Annotated in this window: 23 protein-coding genes and 1 pseudogene; 11 read left to right on the top strand and 13 right to left on the bottom strand. The window is 71.4% G+C overall.

Annotated elements, in window-relative coordinates:
- Position 1: 1 nt before the first annotated feature.
- The 4 genes from OHT01_RS08380 (at position 2) to OHT01_RS08365 (ending at position 1,868) form a co-directional block, all read left to right on the top strand.
- Positions 2-475: a roadblock/LC7 domain-containing protein gene (locus OHT01_RS08380; RefSeq protein ID WP_328558055.1), complete on the top strand. Its 474-nt coding sequence runs from the start codon at positions 2-4 to the stop codon at positions 473-475.
- Positions 476-533: 58 nt separating this feature from the next.
- Complete coding sequence (locus OHT01_RS08375; protein WP_328552492.1) at positions 534-965, top strand: DUF742 domain-containing protein; 432 nt, start codon at positions 534-536, stop codon at positions 963-965.
- Positions 916-1,527: a GTP-binding protein gene (locus OHT01_RS08370; protein WP_405915631.1), complete on the top strand. Its 612-nt coding sequence runs from the start codon at positions 916-918 to the stop codon at positions 1,525-1,527. The genes OHT01_RS08375 and OHT01_RS08370 overlap by 50 nt, the downstream gene beginning before the upstream one ends.
- A gap of 74 nt (positions 1,528-1,601) precedes the next feature.
- A complete protein-coding gene (locus OHT01_RS08365) occupies positions 1,602-1,868 on the top strand; it encodes a hypothetical protein (RefSeq protein ID WP_328552491.1) in 267 nt (88 codons plus the stop codon).
- Between the two features lie 88 nt (positions 1,869-1,956).
- On the opposite strand, the gene OHT01_RS08360 is transcribed toward OHT01_RS08365, so the two are convergent.
- The 5 genes from OHT01_RS08360 to OHT01_RS08340 form a co-directional block, all read right to left on the bottom strand.
- Complete coding sequence (locus OHT01_RS08360) at positions 1,957-2,631, bottom strand: ABC transporter permease (RefSeq protein WP_328552490.1); 675 nt, start codon at positions 2,629-2,631, stop codon at positions 1,957-1,959.
- Positions 2,628-3,338 carry an ABC transporter permease gene (locus OHT01_RS08355; protein ID WP_328552489.1) on the bottom strand — a complete coding sequence of 237 codons (711 nt, stop codon included), beginning with the start codon at positions 3,336-3,338 and terminating at the stop codon, positions 2,628-2,630. The genes OHT01_RS08360 and OHT01_RS08355 overlap by 4 nt, the downstream gene beginning before the upstream one ends.
- Positions 3,335-4,480 (bottom strand): ABC transporter ATP-binding protein, encoded by a 1,146-nt coding sequence (locus OHT01_RS08350; protein ID WP_328552488.1) that lies wholly within the window; start codon positions 4,478-4,480, stop codon positions 3,335-3,337. Before OHT01_RS08350 ends, OHT01_RS08355 begins: the two co-directional genes overlap by 4 nt.
- A gap of 159 nt (positions 4,481-4,639) precedes the next feature.
- Entirely contained in the window at positions 4,640-5,521 is an 882-nt protein-coding gene (locus tag OHT01_RS08345) for a DNA-3-methyladenine glycosylase family protein (RefSeq protein ID WP_328552487.1), read from the bottom strand.
- A gap of 156 nt (positions 5,522-5,677) precedes the next feature.
- The gene (locus OHT01_RS08340) at positions 5,678-6,493 is read right to left on the bottom strand and encodes a CDP-alcohol phosphatidyltransferase family protein (protein WP_328552486.1); all 816 of its coding nucleotides are present in this window, start codon (positions 6,491-6,493) and stop codon (positions 5,678-5,680) included.
- Positions 6,494-6,601: 108 nt separating this feature from the next.
- On the opposite strand from OHT01_RS08340, the gene OHT01_RS08335 reads away from it, so the two are divergent.
- From OHT01_RS08335 to OHT01_RS08315, 5 genes and pseudogenes are all read left to right on the top strand, one after another.
- Complete coding sequence (locus tag OHT01_RS08335) at positions 6,602-7,582, top strand: zinc-dependent alcohol dehydrogenase (RefSeq protein WP_328552485.1); 981 nt, start codon at positions 6,602-6,604, stop codon at positions 7,580-7,582.
- Between the two features lie 137 nt (positions 7,583-7,719).
- Entirely contained in the window at positions 7,720-8,118 is a 399-nt protein-coding gene (locus tag OHT01_RS08330; protein ID WP_261706785.1) for a 6-pyruvoyl trahydropterin synthase family protein, read from the top strand.
- Positions 8,115-9,338, top strand: a complete 1,224-nt coding sequence (locus OHT01_RS08325; RefSeq protein ID WP_328552484.1) for a glycosyltransferase family 4 protein — start codon at positions 8,115-8,117, stop codon at positions 9,336-9,338. Before OHT01_RS08330 ends, OHT01_RS08325 begins: the two co-directional genes overlap by 4 nt.
- The gene (locus OHT01_RS08320; protein WP_328552483.1) at positions 9,335-10,276 is read left to right on the top strand and encodes a class I SAM-dependent methyltransferase; all 942 of its coding nucleotides are present in this window, start codon (positions 9,335-9,337) and stop codon (positions 10,274-10,276) included. The genes OHT01_RS08325 and OHT01_RS08320 overlap by 4 nt, the downstream gene beginning before the upstream one ends.
- Positions 10,195-11,310, top strand: a pseudogene (locus OHT01_RS08315) (lysylphosphatidylglycerol synthase transmembrane domain-containing protein); the annotation flags it as partial. The gene OHT01_RS08320 and the pseudogene OHT01_RS08315, both read left to right, overlap by 82 nt.
- A gap of 89 nt (positions 11,311-11,399) precedes the next feature.
- Here the strand turns inward: OHT01_RS08315 and OHT01_RS08310 are convergent.
- The gene (locus OHT01_RS08310; protein ID WP_328558053.1) at positions 11,400-12,161 is read right to left on the bottom strand and encodes a creatininase family protein; all 762 of its coding nucleotides are present in this window, start codon (positions 12,159-12,161) and stop codon (positions 11,400-11,402) included.
- Positions 12,162-12,200: 39 nt separating this feature from the next.
- Here OHT01_RS08310 and ribA point away from each other — a divergent pair, with 39 nt between their 5' ends.
- Positions 12,201-12,908: a GTP cyclohydrolase II gene (gene ribA / locus OHT01_RS08305; RefSeq protein WP_328552482.1), complete on the top strand. Its 708-nt coding sequence runs from the start codon at positions 12,201-12,203 to the stop codon at positions 12,906-12,908.
- Positions 12,909-13,091: 183 nt separating this feature from the next.
- Here ribA and OHT01_RS08300 read toward each other — a convergent pair whose 3' ends face one another.
- The 3 genes from OHT01_RS08300 to OHT01_RS08290 are packed head-to-tail and all read right to left on the bottom strand — an operon-like array spanning position 13,092 to position 16,454.
- Positions 13,092-14,318 carry a serine hydrolase domain-containing protein gene (locus OHT01_RS08300; protein WP_328552481.1) on the bottom strand — a complete coding sequence of 409 codons (1,227 nt, stop codon included), beginning with the start codon at positions 14,316-14,318 and terminating at the stop codon, positions 13,092-13,094.
- 31 nt (positions 14,319-14,349) lie between these two features.
- A complete protein-coding gene (locus OHT01_RS08295; RefSeq protein WP_328552480.1) occupies positions 14,350-15,876 on the bottom strand; it encodes an MFS transporter in 1,527 nt (508 codons plus the stop codon).
- Entirely contained in the window at positions 15,873-16,454 is a 582-nt protein-coding gene (locus tag OHT01_RS08290; protein WP_328552479.1) for a TetR/AcrR family transcriptional regulator, read from the bottom strand. The genes OHT01_RS08295 and OHT01_RS08290 overlap by 4 nt, the downstream gene beginning before the upstream one ends.
- 149 nt (positions 16,455-16,603) lie before the next feature.
- Here OHT01_RS08290 and OHT01_RS08285 point away from each other — a divergent pair, with 149 nt between their 5' ends.
- Complete coding sequence (locus OHT01_RS08285) at positions 16,604-17,053, top strand: PPOX class F420-dependent oxidoreductase (RefSeq protein ID WP_328552478.1); 450 nt, start codon at positions 16,604-16,606, stop codon at positions 17,051-17,053.
- Positions 17,054-17,493: 440 nt separating this feature from the next.
- On the opposite strand, the gene OHT01_RS08280 is transcribed toward OHT01_RS08285, so the two are convergent.
- From OHT01_RS08280 to gnd, 4 genes are all read right to left on the bottom strand, one after another.
- Positions 17,494-20,193 (bottom strand): alpha-L-rhamnosidase-related protein, encoded by a 2,700-nt coding sequence (locus OHT01_RS08280; RefSeq protein ID WP_328552477.1) that lies wholly within the window; start codon positions 20,191-20,193, stop codon positions 17,494-17,496.
- A gap of 246 nt (positions 20,194-20,439) precedes the next feature.
- A complete protein-coding gene (locus OHT01_RS08275) occupies positions 20,440-21,138 on the bottom strand; it encodes a TetR family transcriptional regulator (protein WP_328552476.1) in 699 nt (232 codons plus the stop codon).
- Between the two features lie 791 nt (positions 21,139-21,929).
- Positions 21,930-22,541 carry a histidine phosphatase family protein gene (locus OHT01_RS08270; RefSeq protein WP_328552475.1) on the bottom strand — a complete coding sequence of 204 codons (612 nt, stop codon included), beginning with the start codon at positions 22,539-22,541 and terminating at the stop codon, positions 21,930-21,932.
- An 8-nt stretch (positions 22,542-22,549) separates the two neighbouring features.
- The gene (gene gnd, locus OHT01_RS08265; RefSeq protein ID WP_328552474.1) at positions 22,550-23,428 is read right to left on the bottom strand and encodes a phosphogluconate dehydrogenase (NAD(+)-dependent, decarboxylating); all 879 of its coding nucleotides are present in this window, start codon (positions 23,426-23,428) and stop codon (positions 22,550-22,552) included.
- Positions 23,429-23,435: the final 7 nt, after the last annotated feature.

The following is a 23,435-nucleotide window of genomic DNA, read 5'->3' as shown; positions in this document are numbered from 1 at the left end:
CATGTGGACAGGCGAGCCGGAGTCCCGGACAGCGGAACCCCCGACGGACGTCAAGACCGCCGCTGCCGACTTCAACTGGCTGCTCAATCGATTCGCCACCGAGACGGCCGGGGTCGTCGACGTCATCGGTGTCTCCTCCGACGGACTGCTCATCGCGGTGTCCCAACTGCGCGGTCAGGCCGACTCCGAGCGGCTGGCGGCGATCGTCTCCGGGATCACCAGCCTCGCCATGGGCGCCTCCGGCAACTACGGCCTGGGCAGTCTCAACAAGGTCATCATCGACCTGGAGGAGGGGCACGTGCTGGTGTCCGCCCTCGGCGCCGGTGCCGTGCTCGGCGTGGTCGCCTCGAAGGAGGCGAAGCTGGGCAACATCGCGTACGAGATGACCCTCTTCGCCAACCGGGCCGGCGCGGTGCTGAGCCCGCAACTGGTGATGGAGCTGAAGAACACCGTGGGCATCGCACCGACCGGCTGACGTCCGACGGAGCGTCACATGACCAGTGACGCGCGGCGAGTTGAAGGGGGAGGACGTGATGACATCCGGCGAGCCGTCGGTCGGCGACGACACCGAATGGGGAGTGGAGCGCCCCGCTTCGGTCGTCCGGCCGTTCCTGCTGACCGCGGGGCGGATCGCCGGCGGGGACAGCCTCGTGCCGCCGATCCCGATCGAGACGCAGGTGGTCGCCACCGACGCGGGACTGGCGGCGCTGGACGTCTTCGTCTTCGACCAGCACCGCGACATCATCACCGTCTGCCGTCAGCCGCAGTCGCTCGCGGAGATCGCGGCGAAGCTCCGGATGCACTTGAACGTGATCCGGGTGCTCGCCGACGATCTGCGCGCCGACGGTCAACTGGCCCTGTACGCACCGCAGGTCCACTCCCACCGCGATGTCACCGTTCTGCGAAGGGTTATCGATGGTCTCCGAGCTATCCCCGACTCCCGGGGCGCGACCCGTGAGGGCTGACGAGGAGCGGCCCCGGCCGCCGCTGCCGGTGAAGATGGTGATCGCGGGCGGCTTCGGCGTGGGCAAGACCACGACGGTGGGGGCCATTTCCGAGATCGAGCCGCTCACCACCGAGGCGTCCATCACCTCGGTCGCCGCGGGTGTCGACGACCTCAGCCACACCCCGGAGAAGGTGACCACGACCGTCGCCATGGACTTCGGCTGTGTGACCCTCGACCCGACCCTGAAGCTCTACCTGTTCGGCACCCCCGGCCAGGAACGGTTCGGGTTCATGTGGGACGACCTCGTCGAGGGCGCGCTCGGCGGGCTCGTCATCGTCGACACCCGGCGCCTCGACGACTGCTACGCGGCCGTCGACTACTTCGAGCACCGCCAGATCCCCTTCGCGGTGGCCGTCAACGCCTTCGACGGAAAGCTCGAACACGACCTGGACGACGTACGGTGGGCCCTCGACGTCGCCGACAACGTCCCGCTGACCGTGTTCGACGCACGCGACCGGGGCTCCGTACGCGACGCGTTGCTCGTCGTCCTCGAACACGCCCTGGCGAGAGCCGAACGCTGACGGGTGGCGGAGACGCCCTCGGCGCCCGCCGGTCGCCCGGGTGAACGGCGGAGCTCCACGGAAGAAGAGAAGACATGAACCGACCGGCCCCGCGCCGCGTCCCCGTCCTGTACGCGATGTCCGCGACCTGCGCGGCCATCGGCGCCCTGCTGTGGGTGCGCGGCGGGAGCAGCGCGCCGCCCATGCGCTACGCGGACTATCTGGCGGCCGACGGCTACACCTCGTCGGCCTGGCGGGTGTGGTCGCGGGCCGTGCCCGACGAGCGTCTCGGCCTGTACCTCGTCGTGGCCGGGATCGCGCTGGCCGTCGCGGCGCGGATGATCTCCGTCCGGCGGGGCTGAGCGGCACCGGTTCCGCGGCCTCCTGTGCGGCCCGGAGACGGGGACGGCCCGAAGGCCGTCCCCGCGGTGGGTCAGGGCGGTCGCGGGGTCAGGCGGCCCGGCGTCTGCGGACGCCTGGGGAGACCACCAGCTTGCCGACCGCCCAGAACAGCACCAGGACGAGCAGCGCCAGGAAGGCCGTGAGGGCGGCTCCGCCGACGACCTTCTCGTACTTGTGCTGGTACAGGCCGTCCAGGATGTACCGGCCGACCCCGCCGAGGGACACATAGGCCGCGATCGTCGCCGTCGAGACGATCTGGATCGTCGCCGAGCGCAGCCCGCTGAGGATCAGCGGCAGTGCCGCCGGGACCTCGACCCGCAGCAGGATCTGAGTCTCGGGCATGCCCATGCCGCGGGCGGCGTCGACGGGGGACGGCTCCACGGTGCGGACCGCCTCGTAGGTCGTGATGAGGATCGGCGGGATCGCCAGCACCACGAGCGGGATCATCACGGGCACGATGCCGAGCCCCAGCCAGACGAACATCAGGACCAGGAGCCCGAAGGTGGGCAGCGCGCGGGCGCCGGCCGACACGAAGGCCAGCACGTTGCCGCCGCGCCCGGTGTGCCCGGTGACGAGTCCGATCGGCAGACCGATGGCCGCGGCGATCGCGAGGGCCCCGGCCGTGTACTGGATGTGCTCCCACACCCGCTGCGGGATGCCGTCGTAGCCGTGCCAGTGGGAGCCGTCGCTGAAGAAGGCCTGCATGAAGTGGAGCACGTTCACGAGGCACCCTCCGGGGCCCGGGCGGCGGCCGTCGCCGTCGTGGCTCCGGAGCCCGTGGCCGTGCCGCTGGACGGCGGCTGCCAGGGGGTCAGGACCCGCCGCACCAGGACCAGCAGCGCGTCGATCACGACCGCGAGAACGGCGGTGGTGACCACCGCGGTCACCGCGAGCCGGGGGAGACCGTACAACTGCGCGTAGGTCAGCACGTTTCCGAACGCCCCTTGGTTGCCGATCAGCGCCCCGACGCTCACCAGACTGATGCTGGAGGCGACGGACACCCGCAACCCTGCCATGATCGCCGGTACGGCGATGGGCAGTTGGACCTGGAAGTAGCGGCGCACGAGGCCGATGCCCATGGCCGAGGCGGCGGCGTTCGTCTCCTCGGGGACCGAACGGACCCCGTCGACCACCGCCGGGACGAGCACGACGAGGCTGTACAGACACAGCGGGATCATCACCGTCAGCAGGCTCAGCCCGGTGTAGTCGATGAGCACCACGAAGAAGGCGATCGAGGGGATCGCGTAGAGCACCGTCGAGGTCCACAGCACCGGCGCGTAGAGCCAGTCGTAGTGGACGCACAGCAGTCCGATCGGCAGGGCCAGCAGCAGACCGGCCAGCACGGGGACGAGCGCCTCCTGCAGATGCAGGAGGATCAGGCCGGTATAGCTGTGCTGGATGGCGCTCGGCATGTGGAAGTACGCGTTCATCGCCCGGCCTTCGCCGAAGCCGAAGCCGTCTCCTGCGGGACGTCCGCCGACCGCCCCTGCCGGGCCGCCCGGATCGCCGCGGCGACCGTCTCCTGTCCGGCGACCCCGAGCACCTGGCCGGAGGCGTCGACGGCGACCGCCCGGCCGGTCGGCGACAGCACGGCCCGGTCCAGGGCGACCCGCAGCGAGTCGCGGCCCGCCTCGAAGCTCGGTCCGTACGGTTCGAGGTCCTTGATGTCCCCGCCCCAGGTACCGGGGTCGGCCCAGCCGAGCGGCTTGCCGTCGGCGTCCGTCACCAGTACGGGTGTCCCCTGCGGGTCGCGCCCGGCGATCTCCCGCCAGTCGGAGCCGACGGGGAAGACCCGGGAGCGGTCGAGTTCGAGATCGCGGGTGGACAGGAAGGACAGCCCGCGGATGCCCCGGTCGGCGCCGAGGAACTGCTCGACGAAAGGATCGGCCGGCGCCGAGAGGATCTCGTCGGGTGCCGCGAACTGGGCGAGCCTGCCGCCGGTGCGCAGCACGGCGATGCGGTCGCCGATGGTGATGGCCTCGTCCATGTCGTGGGTGACGAAGACGATGGCCTTGCCCAGTTCGCTCTGGATGCGCAGCAACTCCTGTTGCAGGTCCCGGCGTACGACGGGGTCGACCGCGGAGAACGGCTCGTCCATGAGCAGAATGGGCGGATCCGCCGCCAACGCGCGTGCGACGCCCACCCGTTGCTGCTGGCCGCCGGAGAGCTGGTACGGATAGCGGCGGGCCATGGCCGGGTCGAGGCCGACCCGCTCCATGAGCTCCGCCGCGCGGTCCCGGGCACGTTGCTTGGACCAGCCGAGCAGCCGGGGCACCGTGGCGATGTTGTCGAGGATCGTCCGGTGCTGGAAGAGCCCGGCGTTCTGGATGACGTAACCCATCGAGCGGCGCAGGGCGTTGACCGGCCGGCTCCGGATGTCCTCGCCGTCGACCCGGATCGTGCCGCTGCTCGGCTCGATCATGCGGTTGATCATGCGGAGCGTGGTGGTCTTGCCGCAGCCGGAGGGTCCGACGAGCACGGTGATGGAGTGGTTCGGTATCTGGAGGGACAGGCGATCGACGGCCACCGTGCCGTCGGCGTATCGCTTGCTGACATCTTCGATGGCTATCAAGCGTGGAAACCCTTCGGAACGGCCTTGCTCGCGCGTGGCGCGATCACGTGCACGAGGGTGCGTAGTCTAGCCAGTTGATGTTCGTTAGCGGTCGGGACAGGTCGTGAATGTCGGGCGGACGTCCGATTTCCCGTGGTGTGCCGGGTGGGTGGACGACGGTCATCCCCTGGGCGTCCTTGCCGTACCCGTCCTCTCCGCGCGCAGGCGTTCGCCGCGCAGGACCCGCAGATGGAGCGCGGCCCAGGTGCGGTACGGCCGCCAGTCCCGCGAGATCTCGGCCGGCTCGCGCTGCGGCCCGTACCGCTCGGCGATCTCCGCGGCGAGCCTGCGTTCCTGCGTCGGCAGGACGTCGGGGTGGTTCGCGCCGCGTACGACGACGAGTTCGGCGGCGAAGGCGCCCAGCCCCTTGACCTGTTGGACCTGCCGCATCGCGTCCCGCGGTTCCAGGGAGCGCAGTTGGGCGCCGTCGAGCACTCCGTCCAGTGCGGCCCGTGCGACGGCGTGCAGGTATTCGGTCTTGCGCCAGGGCAGTTCGGCGTCCAGCCGGAGCAGGGCCTCGGGTGACGGGAACGCGCCGGCGGTGCCGTGGCCGGAGACGACGTCGTCGCGCATGCCGCGGGCCGCGTTCCTTCCGGTGCGCTGCGTCAGCACCGCCCAGCACGCGGCCTCGTACGGAGAATGGAAGCCGCACGGGCGAAGTCCCGGCCTGCGCGCCTGGATCCGGCCGATCACGGGGTCGCGGTCGCCGACCGCGGGCCAGTCGCGGGCGTCGACGTCCAGGGACAGGAAGCGGCGGACCTGCTCCGCGGCGGCGTCCAGATCACCGTCCCCGGTGACCGCGACCCGGGCGGTGGAGCCGTTCTGCGTCACCCGCGCCGCGACCCGGTGCCAGTCGGCGTCGGCGTGGAAGACCGTGCGGAGCGCCGCGCCCTCACCCCCGGCCTCGGCCGGCGGCACGGGTGCCATCTCCTCCCAGAACTCCCGGCTGCTCTCCAGGGACCAGGGGCCCGCCACCTCGAACTCGACCAGGTGCCTCGCCATGTCCGACCTCCCGCTCAGGACACGTCCACCGTGTCTGTGCGCACCACTGTGGAGGCGATACCTGACAGTTTCCGTCAGGTATTTTCGGCGCGTGGCGTCGGCGTCGGCCGCCGAGTGTCGTCCCGCCGGGGAAAGTCACCCGGGCGGGCGGATGATTCAGCCCTCGGAACGGACCGGGCCCGAGGCCGCGCCGACCAGTTCCCGCGCCGGCTCGTCCACGGGGCGCCGCCGGTCCGCCGGGTTCCCCTCGGCGGGCCCGTGCCCGCCCTGCCGCCACAGCCACCCGATGTCACGTCCGAACGACCACACGAGCAGCGCCAGGGCGCTCAGCACGGCGGCCATCGTCGCGTCGTACGGCAGGATTCCGGCACCCGCGACCAGCAGGATGACCCCCTGCAGGGCCGCCACCGTCTTGCGCGCCATGCTCGGCGGCAGCTCACCGTTCAGCCACGGCAGCACCCGCGCCGCCGCGACGAAGGCGTAGCGCATGGTCCCGATCAGCAGTACCCACGGCCCGAGCGACATCCCGACGTACACGCTCAGCACGAGGATCAGGAACGCGTCCACCTCCATGTCGAAGCGCGCGCCCAGGGCGGAGGACGTACCGGTCCGGCGGGCGACCTTGCCGTCGACGCCGTCGAGGATCAGGGCGACCGCCGTGAGGCCCACCAGCAGGCTCACCGGCGGCGAGCTCTGGAAGGAGTCCGCCACCAGCGCGGTGACACCGCCCACCAGGATGGCGCGGCCGAGCGTGACACGGTTGGCGGGTCCGAAGGAGCGGGGCTGCGAGCGCCGCAGCGCACGGGTGAGTACCGCCCAGGTGGCGATCGCGAACGCCAGGCCGGTCAGCCAGCCCGCGGGCCCCATCCCGATCGCCGTACCCAGCAGGGCCAGCAGGAGAAGCTGCACGCCGGCCCCCACCATGGTCTCCTGCTGGGGAAGCCTCGCGCCGTACATGTTGTTCAGGGCCACCGCACATCCTCCGGCCGAATGACAGATTCGATCAACGCCGCGTACCGTGTGCGCGACTTGTCACTGCTCCGTACGTGAAGATCTGCTGAATCGTTCAGGGGGACGCTCATGGAACTCACAGCTCGCGCCTTCTGGCTCGCCTCGCCGGGCCAGGGTGAGATCCGTGATGTCGCCCTGGTCGCGCCCGCGGACGGGGAGGTGCTGGTCCGCACGCTCTACTCAGGGGTCAGCAGAGGCACGGAGACCCTCGTGTTCCGCGGGGGAGTCCCGGAGAACCAGCACGCCTCGATGCGCGCGCCGTTCCAGGACGGGGATTTCCCCGCGCCGGTGAAGTACGGCTATCTGAGTGTCGGCCGGGTGGAGGAAGGGCCAGGGCATCTGGTCGGGCGCACCGTCTTCTGCCTCTACCCGCACCAGACGCGCTACGTCGTCCCGGTCAGCGCCGTGACGGTGGTACCCGAGTCCGTGCCCGCCTCCCGCGCCATCCTCGCCGGCACCGTCGAGACCGCGGTGAACGCCCTGTGGGACGCCGCTCCGCTGATCGGCGACCGGATCGCCGTGGTCGGCGGCGGCATGGTCGGCTGTTCGGTCGCCGCGCTGCTCGCCCGCTTCCCGGGCGTACGGGTCCAGCTCGTCGACGCCGACCCGGCGCGCGGCGAGGTCGCCCGCGCCCTCGGCATCGACTTCGCGCTCCCCGAGGACGCCGAGGGCGAACTCGACCTCGTCGTGCACGCCAGCGCCACCGAGGCCGGACTCACCCGCTCCATCGACCTCCTCGCCCGGGAGGGGACCGTCATCGAGCTGAGCTGGTACGGCGACCGCCGGGTCAGCCTGCCGCTCGGCGAGGCGTTCCACTCGCGCCGCCTGACCCTGCGCAGCAGCCAGGTGGGTTCCGTTTCCCCCTCGGGCCGGGCCGGAAGGACGTACGCCGACCGTCTGGCCCTCGCCCTCGACCTCCTCGCCGAACCCGCCTTCGACGCCCTGATCACCGGCGAGTGCGCCTTCGGGGAACTCCCGGACGTGATGGGGAAACTGGCCTCCGGATCGATACCCGCCCTGTGCCACCGGGTCGCCTACGAAGACGTTTGAGCCGACGAGAACCGGCCTGACCTCAGCGGACGCCGAAGAAAGGCCGACAGGCGGCTGAACAAGGTGAACCGGACAGCCGTACTACACGACGTGATCCCGGCAGAGGATCAGACGCACCGCACCTGGAGGGTCGTCCGTTGTTCAGCATCACCGTCCGCGATCACCTGATGATCGCCCACAGCTTCCGTGGCGAGGTCTTCGGACCCGCGCAGCGCCTGCACGGGGCGACGTTCCTGGTGGACGCCACCTTCCGCCGCCCCGAGCTGGACGACGACAACATCGTCGTCGACATCGGACTGGCCACGCAGGAGCTCGGAGCCGTCGTGAGCGAGTTGAACTATCGCAATCTCGACAGCGAGCCGGACTTCAAGGACACCAACACCTCGACCGAGTTCCTGGCCAAGGTCATCGCCGACCGGCTCGCCGACCGGGTGCACGCCGGAGGTCTCGGCGAAGGCGCCCTGGGCCTCACCGGCATCACCGTCACCCTGCACGAGTCGCACATCGCCTGGGCGAGTTACGAGCGTGCGCTGTGACCGATGTGACCGTCGACAAGGCGTCCCCACCGTCCGGTCGTGCCGCCACGCCCGCCGGACCGGGTGCCCTGAACTACGTGCCCGTGCAGAACGCGGCCATCAAGAACGCCGAGATCATTCCCATGTCCCTGCGCTCCGTGCACTTCGTCATGCCGGGCGGGGTCGACGACCCGGCCGCGCCGAGCGGCGGCAACGCCTACGACCGCCGGCTCTGCCTGGACCTGCCCGGCTTCGGCTGGCAGGTCCACCGGCACGTCGTCCCCGGGGAGTGGCCCCGACCCGGGGCCGCCGCCCGCACCGAACTCGCCCGGACCCTGGCCGACCTGCCCGACGGCACGGTCGTCCTGCTCGACGGGATCGTCGCCTGCGGAGTCCCCGAGATCGTCGCCCCCGAGGCCGACCGGCTGCGTCTGGTCGTCCTCGTCCACCTGCCGCTCGGCGACGAGACCGGACTTGAGCCCGCCGTGGCCGCCGAGCTGGACGCCCTGGAACGTACGACCCTGCGGGCCGTGTCGGCCGTCGTCGCCACCAGCGAATGGGCCGTCCGCCGGCTCGTCGCCCACCACGGCCTCGCCCCCGACCGCGTCCACGCCGCCGCGCCCGGTGCCGACATCGCACCGCTCGCCTCCGGCACCGACGGCGTCTCCCGGCTGCTGTGCGTCGCCGCGGTGACCCCGCGCAAGGGCCAGCACCGGCTCATCGAAGCCCTCGCGACCGTCACCGACCTGCCCTGGAGCTGCGTCTGCGTCGGCGGCCTCGCCCAGGACCCGGCCTACGTCGACCACCTGCGCGCCCTGATCGCGGAGTACGGCCTCGGCGACCGGTTGCACCTCGCCGGACCGCAGGCCGGCGCCGAACTCGACGCCAGCTACGCCGCCGCCGACCTCATGGTGCTCACCTCGTACGCCGAGACGTACGGCATGGCCGTCACCGAGGCCCTGGCACGCGGCATCCCCGTGCTCGCCACCGACGTGGGCGGGCTGCCCGAGGCGGTCGGACGCGCCCCCGACGGCGGAGTGCCCGGCATCCTCGTCCCCCCGGAGGACCCGGCGGCGCTCGCGGCCGAGCTGCGCGGCTGGTTCGGCGAGGCCGACGTACGCCGTCGGCTGAAGGCCGCCGCCCGCGGACGGCGCGCCGCGCTCGACGGCTGGGCGACCACCGCACGCAGCCTGGCCGGCGTGCTCGGCCGGCTCCCCCAGGAACCCCGGAGGGCGGCATGAGTACCGCGACGACTCCCGCGGGCGGGCCGGACTCCGGCATCCCCGAGGAGAAGGTGAGGACGGGCGTGCCCGGTCAGCGAGTCGGGGATCAGGACACCGACGAGGTGCCGCGCTACGCGCCCCAGTGGCTCCAGTTGCGCGAACCCGCCGACGCCGCCGCGCGGGCGGCCGACCTGCTCGACCCGCTGCGCATCCGGCTGGCCAACCGGCCGGGACGCGGCGGCGACGACCTGGTCATCCACGACCTGGGGTGCGGGACCGGCTCGATGGGCCGCTGGCTGGCACCCCGCCTCGACGGCGCCCAGCACTGGATCCTGCACGACCGGGACCCGTACCTGCTGCACTTCGCGACGGTCGGGGCACCCAAGGCGGCCGCCGACGGCAGCCATGTCGGCGTCACCACCCAGCGCGGCGACATCGGCCGGCTGACCGCGGACGCCCTGTCCGGTGCTTCCCTGGTGACCGCGTCGGCGCTGCTCGACGTGCTCACCACCGAGGAGATCGACCGGCTCGCGGCGGCCTGCGCGGGCGCCGGTGTGCCGGCCCTGCTGACGCTGTCCGTCGCCGGCCGCGTCGAACTCACCCCGGCCGACCCGCTGGACGCCGAGATCGCCGAGGCGTTCAACACCCACCAGCGGCGCGGCGAACTGCTCGGCCCGGACGCCATCACGGCCGCCTGCGAGGCGTTCGCCCGCTGCGGCGCGACCGTACGGGTCAATCCGAGCCCCTGGCGGCTCGGCCCCGACGAGGCCGCCCTCACCGCGGAGTGGCTGCGCGGCTGGGTCGGCGCGGCGGTGGAACAGCGACCCGAACTGGCGGCACGGGCGGAGGCGTACCTGGAGTCCCGTCTGACGGCGTGCGCCGCGGGCGAGTTGCGGGTGGTCGTCCACCACAGCGATGTGCTGGCCCTGCCCCACCCGTCCGGGGGTGCCGCGTGAGCGCGGGCCTGGAGACGACGGTTGCGGCCCCGGCCGCCTCCCCGGACCTCGACGGCCCGCACCTGATCATCCCCGAACCGGGGCCCGGTCCGGCAGGAGACACCGCCGGCCCCGCGGCCGGCGGAGCACCCGAGGCCGCCGGAACACCCGAGGCCTCCCGGGCCCGGCTCGCGTTCCGCCGGGCCCGTAAGCACCTCGGAACCGTCGCCGGCGTCCTCATCCTCGGCGTGCTGCTCTGGCGTCTGGGTACCGGGGTGTTCGTGGACGGGCTGCGGCGGATCGACGGGACCACACTGGCGGTGGCCATCGGGATCGGCCTGCTCACCACGGTGTTCAGCGCCTGGCGCTGGTGCCTGGTCGCGCGCGAACTGCGCATCCGCCTCCCGCTGGGCGCGGCCGTCGCGGACTACTACCGGGCGCTGTTCCTGAACGCGGCGCTGCCCGGCGGAGTCCTCGGCGATGTGCACCGCGCCGTACGGCACGGGCAGAGCGCCGGTGACATCGGCCGGGGCGTGCGCGCGGTGGTGCTCGAACGCACCGCGGGACAGGCCGTGCTGGTGGCCGTCGGCGCGGCGGTGCTGCTCACCCAGCCGTCACCGGCGCTGGAGCAGTCCCGCGAGGTCGCGCTGATCCTCGTGGTCTGCGCGGCGGTCGGCGCGGTGGCTCTCGGTGTCGCGCGAAGGCGCCGGGCCCCCGCGAGCCCCGGCCGGTACGGCGCGGTCCGCGGCGCGCTCGTCGAGGCGCGGGGTGCCCTGCTGGCCCGGCGCTGCTGGCCCGGCGTGACGCTCGCCTCGGTGCTGGTGCTCGCCGGTCACCTGGCGATGTTCGTCCTCGCCGCACGGGCCGCAGGATCCAGCGCGTCCGTCGTCCGGTTGCTGCCGCTGGCGCTGCTGGCCCTGCTCGCCATGGGGCTGCCGCTGAACATCGGCGGCTGGGGCCCCCGCGAGGGCGCCACCGCCTGGGCGTTCGGCGCCGCCGGACTCGGCGCCGGGATGGGCCTCACCGTCGCGGTGATCTACGGCGTGCTCAGCTTCGCGGCGAGCCTGCCCGGCGCCGCGGTCCTGGTCGTCCGGTGGGGTGCCGCGCTCCGGCGCCCCCGCGAGGAGAGCGCGGGAGGGCCTGATCAGTGCAGCGTCTCGGACGTCACCAACGAGAAGTACGCTCCGAAGGCCTCGGCCAGCCCGGCGAGGAGTTCCTTCCCCTTCTCGGCGCCGGCCATCGAGGGACGGCCGATGACCCCGGATTCGGTATAGGCCGACATGCCGAGGGTGAGCAGATGCCGACGGTCGTCGGCGACGAAATCGGAGGTCTCATAACCGTCTTTGACGCATTCCGGATGGGCATGCAGGAGAATGGACGTCTCGATTTCTCCGGCGTGCATATCGGTGAGCAACGACGTCTGCACACCGGCTCGTTCACACGCGCCTTCCCAGTCCTCCATGGCCGGGAAAAGCGCCATGCGCGTACCGGTGCCCGCGGATTCCTGGACCACATTGCCCAGTACGTAATTCCCGCCGTGTCCATTGACCACCACCAGGGTGTCGACGCCCGATCGCCGCAACGAAGCGGCGATGTCCCGGACCACGGCGTACAGGGTGACGGCGGAAATGCTGACGGTGCCCGGCCAGGCAGCGTGCTCGTGCGAGCAGGAGATCGTCACCGGAGGAAGAAGATGCACGGGATAGGCGTCCGCGATCTCCCGCGCGATGGCGCACGCCACGAGTGTGTCGGTCGTCAGGGGCAGATAGCTGCCGTGCTGTTCGAGGCTGCCGACGGGAAGGACGGCGACCTGGCGGGCGACACCGGCCCCCCGCTCGCGGACATCCTCCGTGGTGTCCAGTGACAGAACACCGGACACCGTCGCGCGCGTTCCCGAACTACTCATGTTTTCACGGCCCTTTCGACTCTGCTTAGGAACCAGATCATGACAGATAACTTTGGCGTACTCGGCGGGAATGCCCACCTCACAGGTGTCGAACGAGTCGTGATTGCCCCACTGCCCACCGAGTACGGTGACTTCCACGCCGTCGGCTACCTCGACCACGACCGTGGTGAGGAACAAGTCGTCCTCGTGTACGGCGACTTGGATGCCGTCCGGGAAGGGGACGTACTCACCCGGCTGCATTCCGAATGCCTGACCGGCGACGCCTTCGGGTCGCAGCACTGCGAATGCGGCCCCCAGCTCACCGCCTCGCTGCGTGCCATCGTGGCGGAGGGCCGCGGCGTCCTCGTCTACCTCCGGGGCCACGAGGGCCGGGGCATCGGCCTGCTCGCCAAGCTGAAGGCGATGAAGCTCCAGGCGGAGGGGCTCGACACCGTCGAGGCGAACCTCGCCCTCGGACTGCCGGTGGACGCCCGTGACTACCGGGTGGCGGCGGAGATGCTGCACGACCTCGGCGTACGGTCCGTACGGCTGCTGTCGAACAACCCGCGCAAGCGCGAGTCGTTGCTCCGCCACGGCATCAAGGTCGCCGAGCAGGTGCCGCTCCTGATACCGCCGTGCGAGGACAACCTCACCTACCTGCTGACCAAGCGGGAGCGCCTCGACCACTACCTGCCCCACCTGGACGGCGAGGAGTGGGCGAAGGCGATCTTCTGCGAATCGGCGAAGACGGTCGTCACCGAGGAGTGACGGGCGCGGCCCCGTCCCGCCGCCCCTCTCGCGTCCTCGCGCGAGCAGGGGCGACCCCACGGCCGCCGGACACCGACGCCGCGACCCCCTCGCGGACCGGCCGTCACCGCGCACGGTGACGGCCGCGCGGTTCCGCCCGGCGAGATCACGGGGCCGCCCGGCGCGGGTGCACGGCCTCGGGAGTCAGTCCCGTACGGCGTCGTGCACCAGGCGTTTGAGCTCGGGGAAGACCGAGTGGGATGCTGTCGGGCGGAGTTGGCTGAGGAACTGTACGGTCAGGTCGCGGCGTGGGTCGACCCAGAAGGTCGTGGTGGCCACGCCGCTCCAGCCGAACGCGCCCTCGCTGGAAGGGGCCCGGGTGAGCGCCGGGTCCACCACGACGGAGACGCCCAGGCCGAAACCGAGGCCCGCGTTGCCGGGCTCCTGGTGCACGGGGCTGCCGAACGAGCGGCGGTCGGCGTTGCCGGGCAGGTGGTTGGACGCCATCAGGTCCACGGTCCCGGGGCGCAGCAGACGGACCCCGTCGAGTTCGCCGCGGCGCCTGAGCATCTCCATGAAGCGGTGGTAGTCGTGGGCCGTGGCGACCAACCCGCCGCTGCCCGACAGGAAGCGGGGCCGGCCGCGCAGCGGGAGACCGGCGATCGGGGTGAGTCCACCCTCGCCGTCCTCCCCGTACAACTCGGCCAGTCGGCCCTCCTGTTCGTCCGTGACCTGGAATCCGGCGTCCGCCATCCCGAGCGGGCCGAGGATCCGCTCGTGGAGAAAGGCGTCGAGATCCTGGCCGGACACGACCTCGACGACCCGGCCGAGGACGTTGGTGGCGACCGAGTAGTTCCACCGGGTGCCCGGCTCGAACTGGAGCGGGAGCCGGGCGTACACCTCGCAGGTCTCGGCCAGGTCGGTGCCGGGTGCCACCGAGGACTCCAGACCGGCGTCCCGGTAGAGCCCGTCGACCGGGTGCGCGTGGTAGAAGCCGAAGGTCAGGCCGGCGGTGTGGGTCAGCAGGTGGCGGATCAGGATGGGCTGTTCGGCCGGCCGTGTCGTCGCACCGGGTCCCGTCCCGCCGACGTACACCCGAGGCTCGGCGAACGCCGGCAGGAAGTCGGCCACGCGGTCGTCGAGTTGGAGGCGGCCCTCTTCCAGGAGCATCAGCGCGGCGATGGAGGTGACCGGTTTGGTCATGGAGTAGATGCGCCACAACGTGTCGCTCTCCACGGGGAGTCCGGCCGCGAGGTCGCGTCGGCCGTACGTGGTCAGGTGGGCGACCTGCCCGTGCCGCGAGACGGCGACCAGGTAGCCGGGCAGCCGGCCCTCGTCGACCAGACGGGCGAAATGCCGGTCGAGCCGGTCCAGCGCCTCGGCGTCGAGGCCGACCGCCCCCGGCTCGACCTCCTGTCGCAGATGTCCCATGGCTCTCCTCCGGGCTGCGGCTCGTGACCCTCTATCGTCCCGTACGGGCCGGCGACGCGTCGTCCGGGATCCTCCGGGCGGTGTTCGTGATGTCCTTGTGCCCCGGAAGCAGCAGGGCGAGCAGTGTTCCTGTCGCGGCGAACACGGCGAGCGCGGTCAGCGGGGGACCGACGGCCGCGCCGGGGGTCACCGTCATCAGCGTGGCCGCCACCGCGATCCCCAGCGTGGGCCCGACGTTCATCGCCGTCTGCTGCAACCCGCCCGCCACACCGGCCGACGCCGTGGACGCCTGCCGCACGACGACCGTCGTCGCGGTCACCATCACCGTGGCGAAACCGGCGCCCAGCAGCAGGAGGCCGGCCGCGACGGGGAGGGCCGTCGACGTCCTGTGGAGCCGGGCCAGGAGCAGGACACCGAGCGCGAGGACGATCGTTCCGGCCATCGTGGTCCGGCGCGGGCCGAGCCTGCGCAGCAGGACGGCGGCGACCGGAGCGCCGAGCACCATCAGCACGCCGCCCGGCAGGGCCCGAAGACCCGTCTCCAGCGGGCCGAGCCCCAGGGTCGTCTGGAGGAAGAAGCTGACGACGAACAGCGTGCCGAGCATGGCGGCGGACGCGGCCACCAGGATGCCGAGCGCCGCGCCGACGGTCGCCGAGCCGAGGATGTCGGACGGCACCAGGGGGCTCGCGGCGCGCCGTTCCCGGCGTACGAACGCGGCGCCCGAGACGGCCACCACGGCTGCTCCGGCCAGGGTCGCCGTGGTCCAGCCGGTGTCGGGTACGGCGACCAGGGTGTGCACGAGGGCGACCAGGGCCACCGTGAGCAGACAGGCGCCCGGCACATCGAGGCCGACGCGGGCATCGGGACCGACGGGCGCGGCGGGGCCGGTCTCCGCGTCCGCGGGGGCCCGCACGGTGAGCGCGGCCGCGGCCATCGCCAGCGCGGGCGGCGCGTTGAGGAAGAAGACGGCCCGCCACCCGAAGTGGGCGACCAGCGCACCGCCGAGCAGCGGTCCGGCGGCGGCGGAGAGCCCGATGGCGCTCGTCCGCAGCGCGATGGGCATCCCGAGCAGCTCGGGCGGGTACGCGGCGCGCAGCATGCCGAGCGTGGCCGGTTGCAGCAGCGCGCCGAAGACGCCCTGGGCGACGCGCAGCGCGATCACCCACCCGATGCCGGGCGCGAGGCCGATGCCCGCCGACGCCGCCCCGAAGCCCAGGACGCCGAGGGCGAAGACCCGTTGATGCCCGTAGCGGTCCCCGAGACGTCCCGAGAACACCAGCAGGCCGGCCACCGCGATGAGATACGCGGTGCTGGTCCACTGGACCTGCGCCAACGAGGCGTCCAGGTCGTGCCGCAGCGTGGGCTGCGCGACGGTGAGGACCGTGCCGTCGAGGGCGACGATCGCGGCGCCGCCGACGCTGCTCGCGAGGGTGATCCGGCGGTGCGCGGCCGAGGGGACGGGACGTTGCGTGGCAGCAGGGGCAGCCCCGGGACCCGAGGCAGCCGTGGCCGTCGTGGCGGGACGGTCGGCGGTGTGGCGCGAGCCGGGTACGGTCACCGCTCCTCCGGCCCGAGGTGCGCGTCGAGCGCGGCGTGCAGCAGCGGTTCGTAGCCGTCGGCGCCCGTGGTGAGCTTCAGGCTTCCCCAGCCCCACAGTTGGGCGATGCCGTGCAGGTTCGCCCACAGGGCGCCCGCGACGATCGGGGCGTCGGCCTCCGGACGCACCCGGCCGACGAGGTCCACCAGCGCCCCGAAGAGCGGCAGGCTCGTCTCCCGCAGCCCCAACCGGTCGCTCCGCAGCAGGTCGTGACGGAACATCAGCTCGTACATGCCGCGCTGGGTCAGTGCGAAGTCCAGGTAGACCCGGGCCAGGGTGGTGAGCCGGGCCCGGGGATCGGTCACGCCGTCAAGGGCACTTCGCGCCGCCCGGTCCTGGAGGTCGGTGAAGCCGCGGCGCGCGATGGCGGACAGCAGCTCCAGGTGGGTCGGGAAGTATCGGCGCGGGGCACCGTGCGAGACCCCCGCCCGACGGGCGATCTCCCGCAGTGTCAGCGCCTGCGCGCCCTCCCGCGTCACGAGATCGACTCCGACGTCGATCAGGCGCGTCCTCAGACCGGTGGTCTCCAGCTCACTCATGGACAGTGTCTACCAGCCGCCGGTAGACACTGTCTACGGGTGAGAGGGGAATTTGTAGACACTGTCTATCGGTGTCGTGCCGGGGCGGACGGACCCGGGAGGACCGCCGGTCCGGAATGAGGTGCCGGATGCGGAGCGTTGACACCGGTATGACTGAGGAAGCGACCCAGGACGCGACGCAGGACGCACTGCTCAAGCTGCTCTCCGAGTACAAGGGCGGGGTGCTCGTCACCCTCAAGAAGGACGGCCGGCCCCAGCTCTCGAACGTCAGCCACGTCTACTACCCCGACGAGCGGGTCATCCGTGTCTCGCTCACCGACGACCGCGCCAAGACCCGCAATCTGCGCCGGGACCCACGGGCCTCGTACCACGTGACCAGCGCGGACCGGTGGGCCTACACGGTCGTGGAGGGCGCGGCCGAGCTGACGCCCGTCGCCGGTGATCCGCACGACGAGACCGTCGAGGAGTTGATCCGGGTCTACCGGGACGTCCTCGGCGAACATCCGGACTGGGACGAATACCGTGCCGCCATGGTCCGTGACGGCCGGCTCGTCCTGCGGCTGCGTGTGGAGCGGGCGTACGGGATTCCCGGACGCTGATACGGAGTCCCCCGGGTGCCGGGGCGGTGACGCGCCGCGCCGGGCCGATGGTCGGCATGCCCGGTGCTCCGGCGGCCGACGAGGCCTCCGCGCACGCCGGCCGTCCCTGAATCCGGCCGGGGTGCGCGGAGTCTCACTCCCAAGGGTGCCGCAGATACGAGCGTTTCCGGGGTGGTGATCGTCGGGTGCGGCGGGACGGTGTACCAAATGCTCCACAGGGCGCGGTTGTTCCGGTCGGCCCCGGGAGCCGGTGCCGCGACGGCGACGCTCGCCCGGAAGGCCAAACGCCGGCCCCAGGACGGCGGGGCCGGCGACGGCGTTGCTCCTCCGGGAGACTCCTGGCACGGGAGCGCGGCTGGTCGGGGAAGGGATCCCGGGGCCCTGAGAGCTACGGGCCGGCCGTGCCAGGAGCGTGTCCGGAGGACCGCGGTCGGGCCCGGCTAGCGCGAGGTGACCGTGTAGGTGCCGTGCTGCTTCACCTTCAGGTAGAGGTAGCCGGATTCAAAGCGGCCGCCGGTGACTCCAGCCGCAGCGGCGAAGGCCCCGTGGCGCCACACCACCTTGCCGTTGACGGCGACCGTGCGGGCCTGGCTGGAGACCGGGATCGCGATGGTGCCACTCGTGGCCCTGGGGGCGTCGACGGTCAGAGTGAACCGGTCCGTGCCACTCCTGGCGGTCCACCGGACATCGATGTCGCCGTGCGGGGTGGGGACACTTCCTCGCGTCCAGGTGAGGTCTCCGGGGTGGGGCTGGACGGTCCAACTGCTGTATCCCGCCGCGTCCGGACGAACGCCCAGTACGTAGCTCGACAACGCGGATGTCGGGGCGGTGGACCACCCGTGGGACAGGCTCGTCCCCGAACCCAGGCCAGGTGTCCCGTCGCTGCCGGATATGTTCTCCCACATGGTCCCGGTCTGGTCCGGGCCCGGAGCGATCATGTGACCCCACACGTCGTGCAGGAGCTCCTGCGCGTTCGCGGTGTCGCCGGCCGCCAGGCGTGCCTGGAGTTCGAACCCACTGATGAAGGGGCTGACCAGGCCTTTGTTGCCCGCGTCGGAGGAGAAGGGAAGCGGTCCGTAAGGGGATGTCCACAGGGCCGACTTGAGCTTGGCCAGGATCTCCTGTTGCTTCGAGGACGGCGCGACTCCGTACAGGACGGCCAGGGCGTTGGCGTCCTGCGCGACTCCTGACTGACTGTCACTGATCTTGTAGAGGCCGCTCGTCGAGTCGTAGAGACGCTCGTTGATCCGCGTCCTCAGCGTCTCGGCGTCCGCCCTGAAGGCATCGGCCTGTGAGGTCTCTCCCACGGCGGTCGCCAGCGCGGCGCCGTCGAGCAGTGTCTTGTAGTAGAGGATGTTGTAGGCGGAGACCTCGCCGCCCTTGTCGCCGTCGTAGAAGTCCCAGTCCGCGCCGTCGACTCCGGCCCTGGTCGAGAACAGGCCGTTCCCGTCGAGCCGCGTCGCGTTCCAGGCGAGCTCACGCTTGACGACGGGCCATTGCGCGGTGATGAAGTCCTTGTCGCCGGTGTGGAGGTAGTAACTTGCCAGGCCTGCCACGAAGTACATGGAGTACGTGGCCGAGTAGGTGGTCGTGTCGCCCGGGATGAGCGGTCCGAGGTGCGGCACGGTCGCCGGGTGAAGGGCGCCGGGAACGAACCCGCTGGAAAGCTGCCGGCTGCCCAGCAGGTTCAGGGACTGCTTGATGTACTCCGGGTTGTTCACGGAGTAGTAGTCGGTGAGGCCCTCGACCAGGATGTCGCCGCTCCAGATCGCACGGTCGCGCCTGGCTCCGTCGAGGACCGACGCCAGCGCGTTGGAGCCCGGCGGAGTGAAGTCGGCGAGCGCGGCGGGAGTGGTCAGAGGGGTGCTGTACAGCGTCGTGCCCGTACCGCTGACGACAGTGAGGTCCGTGAAGGCGGCCTTCTCGTCGCCGAACTCACGGAACCCTATGGTTCCAGCGGGATCGGCAACGGCGCCGGAGGGCAGTGCCGACGTGTCCACGCGGTCGATCTGCCTGCCGTCCAGTGAGATCGTCACGCCGGTTCCGGACGCCGTGGTGGCCACGGTGTGCCAGGTGCCCTCGTCCACGGGGGACGGCAGGGATACGGAGCCGAGACTGGTGTAGGCCCCGTCGTGGACGTTGAACTTCTGCAGCGTGTTCGGGGCGCCGCCGGTGTCGGTGCTGTCATCGAGAATGAACAGGTAGCCGTTCTGGGAGTTCCGCGCGCGGACCATCCACCCGGCCTGGTTGTGAAGGATCTTCGTCCGGAAGGTCGTCGTGTAGTCGCTCCAGGAGACTCCGCGGTTCAGGACCCCGGCACCGTCATTGATCTTGGAACCGCCCGCGTTCAAGGCGCCGTCCTGGACGGACCAGGACCCGGGAAGGGAGTTGGCCGGAACGAGATCGGTCTGCAAGGTGTAGGCACCGGCGTACCAGATCTTGTTCAGCTCGTCCGAACTCGACAGGAAGTGGCCCCCGTACCCGGCTGCCTGGGTGCGGTCGGCGATGTAGTTGATTCCGGCCTTGCTCAGCGTCAGGCGGCCCGGTGTGGAGAGCGTGATCTGCTGATACCGCTCGCCTCCCTGTGCGGAGCGGTTGGTGATCGTGCCCGGCCCGGAGACCTGGTAGGTGTCGGATCGAGAACCGTCGCCGTCGGCCCATGGCGGCGACCCGTCACCGGACGGGCTCATGTACGGCAGGCCCTCGCTGTACGCGGCCTTCAGGGTGGGGGACCCGGACTCGGCGGAGACGTTGAAGTAGGGCAGTCCGCCTACCTCTTGGGCATAGTCGAGAAGGATCGTCGGTGCTTCTCCGCCGGCGACGTAGGTCAGCGTCGCTCCGCCCGACCCGCCGCACAGAAGGTTCCGGGCGCCTTCGACGGCGCCCGACGTGCTGACCACGGAAACCGGGCACACATCGGAACGCTTCGGAGTCCGGACGTACTCCCGCCAGTCACTGGGGACCCGGGGTGCCTGGGAACGGGCCGCGTGCTCCGCGGAGACGAGAGCCGGCGTCGCGGCTGCGGCGGACGGTGCCATCGACTGGGCGAGCGCGGCGAGGATGAGGGCGAGGCCCAGCGAGATGACCGCGCCGGCCCGGCGGCGCCTGCGGGGTAGATGCCTTGTGCCGTAAATGATCATGCGTACTCCGAGGGTGCGGGTGCTGCCCTTGATGATCTGGACGCGACGATGCTCCGCCGAGGAAGGTGCAGGCCAGGGCGGGTGGATAGCGGCTCGAACTGTTTTGAAACGATTCAATTCGATACTGCAAGAGGCAAGCTATGCAGCTGCTGTGCTCACGTCAACCCATGGAGCGGGCGTCGTCGCGTCGAGCCGGCGGGCCGAGGAGGCCCTCGGGGCCGGTGGGCTCGCGTGTTCCCGCTCTCGTCACGGCTTGGCCGTGCCCGTGTCTTCCCGTGCCCGGTCCGTCGCGCGGTCCGCGGTGAGATAGGCGATGACCATGTCGCCGAGCATCGTTCGATAGCGCTCCCGCTGGTCGGGGGCGATCAGGTCGCGGCCGAACAGGGCGCCGAACGTATGGCGGTTGGAGAGCCGGAAGAAGCAGAAGGCGCTGATCATCGCGTGCAGGTCGACGGCGTCGACGTCGGCGGTGAACAGTCCCGACTTCCGGCCCGCGTCCAGGATCCGGCCGATCACGTCGAGCGCGGGCGAGCCGATGCTGCCCAACTCCTCGGAACTGACGATGTGTTCGGCCTCGTGGATGTTCTCGATGGTCACCAGACGGATGAATTCGGGGTGCGTCTCATGGTGGTCGAAGGTCAGCTCGGCGAGCCGGCGGATGGCCGCGACCGGGTCCAGATGCTCGACGTCCAGCTCCTGTTCGGCCTGCCGGATCACCGAGTAGGCGCGCTCCAGCACCGCCGTGAAGAGCTGCTCCTTGCCGCCGAAGTAGTAGTAGATCATCCGCTTCGTGGTGCTCGTGCGGGCGGCGATCTCGTCGACACGGGCGCCCGCGAAACCGGCGCGGGAGAATTCCTGGGTCGCCACGTCGAGAATCTCGGCCTTGGTGCGGGCGGCGTCACGGACACGCCCGCCTGGTCGTGCCGGTTCTTCGACGCTGGTCATCGGGTTCCTTCGGGCGAGACGATCGGTGTCCGCGATTCTAGGAGCAGGGTGCCCGAGGCGAGGTCGGGCGGCTTCGCCTGCCCTCGCCTTCTCCTCCCGCTCTTCCGTCCACCCGATCGCCCTTCGGCCCGCCGGCCTGCCTGCTCCTCTGCTTCAGCGCCTCTCCCGGTCCTCGGTCCCGTCCGGGCGGGGAGGTACCCCAGGCGGTCCGGAACTCCCCTACTGGACCGGTGACTTCGGGTGTGGCACCGCCGGAGAGCACGGCGCCACCGGAGCGGGCTCGCCCGTGACGCGGCCGACGCGCAACGGCTCTGCGGGCTCGCCATGGCGCGGTCGACGGCGAACGGGGCACGACGGTGGCGCGGCCGGCGCCGGACAGGGCCGTTCAGGTGTTCGCGGACGCGCCGGGACGGGCTCCCGGATCGACCCGTTCGGCCCACCGGGGAGGGTGGGCGAGCCGGAGACCCGGTGCGGCCGGGGCCCGGTCAGCCGCGGAGGGAGTCCTGCGGGTCGGACTCGTGCGGTGGCAGTTCGAGCGTGAGGCACGCCCCCCGCACGAGGGCCTGCTCGGTCCTGTCGAAGTCGCCGAGACTGCGTCCTGGCGGCCTGCTGGATACGGCCCCCTGGACGCGGCCCCCTGGAATTCGCCGGAACGCACGAGACCGCGGACCCGTACTCGACGTACGGTGCCCGCGGTCTCGGAGTGTCGGCGCCGCCGGGGAGAGCCCGGTCCGCCCGAGCGGGCGGACCGGGCTCTCCCCGGTTTCCGCGGTCCGGTGGAGCCGCGGAATCTAGTGGACCGTGACGGGAGTTCCCGGTTCGTTCCAGGTGGCGATCACCGGATCGCCGTGCTCGGTGGAGAGTCTGCTGACGGTCCCGGTCGAGAGCTGGAACAGCCGGCCCGACTCGGGCGGCAGCCCCAGCCGGCGGGCCGTGAGGACGCGCAGGAAGTGCGCGTGCGCCACCAGCACCACATCGCCGGGGTGGTTGCAGAGCGCCGCGTCCACCCGGGAGAGCACCCGGTCGGCGCGCACCCCCACCTCGTGGGGCGACTCGCCGGGGTGGCCGTCCGGGCCGGGCGGCACCCCGTCGTTCCACAGCACCCAGTCGGGCCGGGCCCGGTGGACGGCGATGGTGGTGATCCCCTCGTAGCCGCCGTAGTCCCACTCGTGCAGATCGGGATCGACCCGCGCGCCGGACAGACCCGCGAGCTCGGCTGTCCGTACCGCGCGGTCGAGGGGACTGGTGAGGACCTGGGCGAAGGAGTGCCCGGCGAAGAACGGCGCAAGGGACTTGGCCTGCTCCTCGCCGTGCCGGGTGAGCGGAAGATCGGTCCAGCTCGTGTGCTGTCCCGTCAGGGTCCACTCGGTCTCTCCGTGGCGGACCAGGATGAGATCGCCCATGGTCGGTCCTACTTCGCCGACTCGACGGCGTGGCCGCCGAACTGGTTGCGCAGCGCCGCGATCATCTTCATCTGCGGCGAGTCGTCCTGGCGGGACGCGAAGCGCGCGAAGAGGGAGGCCGTGATGGCGGGCAGCGGAACGGCGTTGTCGATGGCCGCCTCGACGGTCCAGCGGCCCTCGCCCGAGTCGTCCGCGTGGCCGCGCAACTTGTCCAGGTGCTCGTCGCCGTCCAGGGCGTTGACCGCGAGGTCGAGCAGCCAGGAGCGGATCACGGTGCCCTCCTGCCAGGAGCGGAACACCTCGCGCACATCGGTGACCGAGTCGACCTTCTCCAGGAGCTCCCAGCCCTCGGCGTAGGCCTGCATCATGGCGTACTCGATGCCGTTGTGGACCATCTTGGAGAAGTGGCCCGCGCCCACCTTGCCCGCGTGCACGAAGCCGAAGTCGCCCTCGGGCTTGAGCGCGTCGAAGACCGGCCGCACCTTCTCGATGTTCTCGGCGTCGCCGCCGACCATCAGCGCGTAGCCGTTCTCCAGGCCCCACACCCCGCCCGAGACACCGGCATCGACGAAGCCGATGCCCTTGGCCGCCAGCTCCTGGGCGTGCTTCTCGTCGTCCGTCCAGCGGGAGTTGCCGCCGTCCACGACCGTGTCGCCGGCCTCCAGCAGGTCACCGAGTTCGTCGATGACGGACTGGGTGGGGGCGCCGGCCGGCACCATCACCCAGACCACGCGCGGGCCTTCGAGCTTGCCCACGAGTTCGGTGAGGCTGTGCACGTCGGCGAGGTCCGGATTGCGGTCGTAGCCGATGACGGTGTGTCCCGCGCGGCGTATGCGCTCGCGCATGTTGCCACCCATCTTGCCGAGACCGATGAGTCCGAGCTGCATTGTCAGT

This window comes from Streptomyces sp. NBC_00358, from assembly GCF_036099295.1.
Classification (GTDB): domain Bacteria; phylum Actinomycetota; class Actinomycetes; order Streptomycetales; family Streptomycetaceae; genus Streptomyces.
Note: the sequence above shows the minus strand (reverse complement) of the source record. Positions and strands in the feature narration are given on the sequence as shown.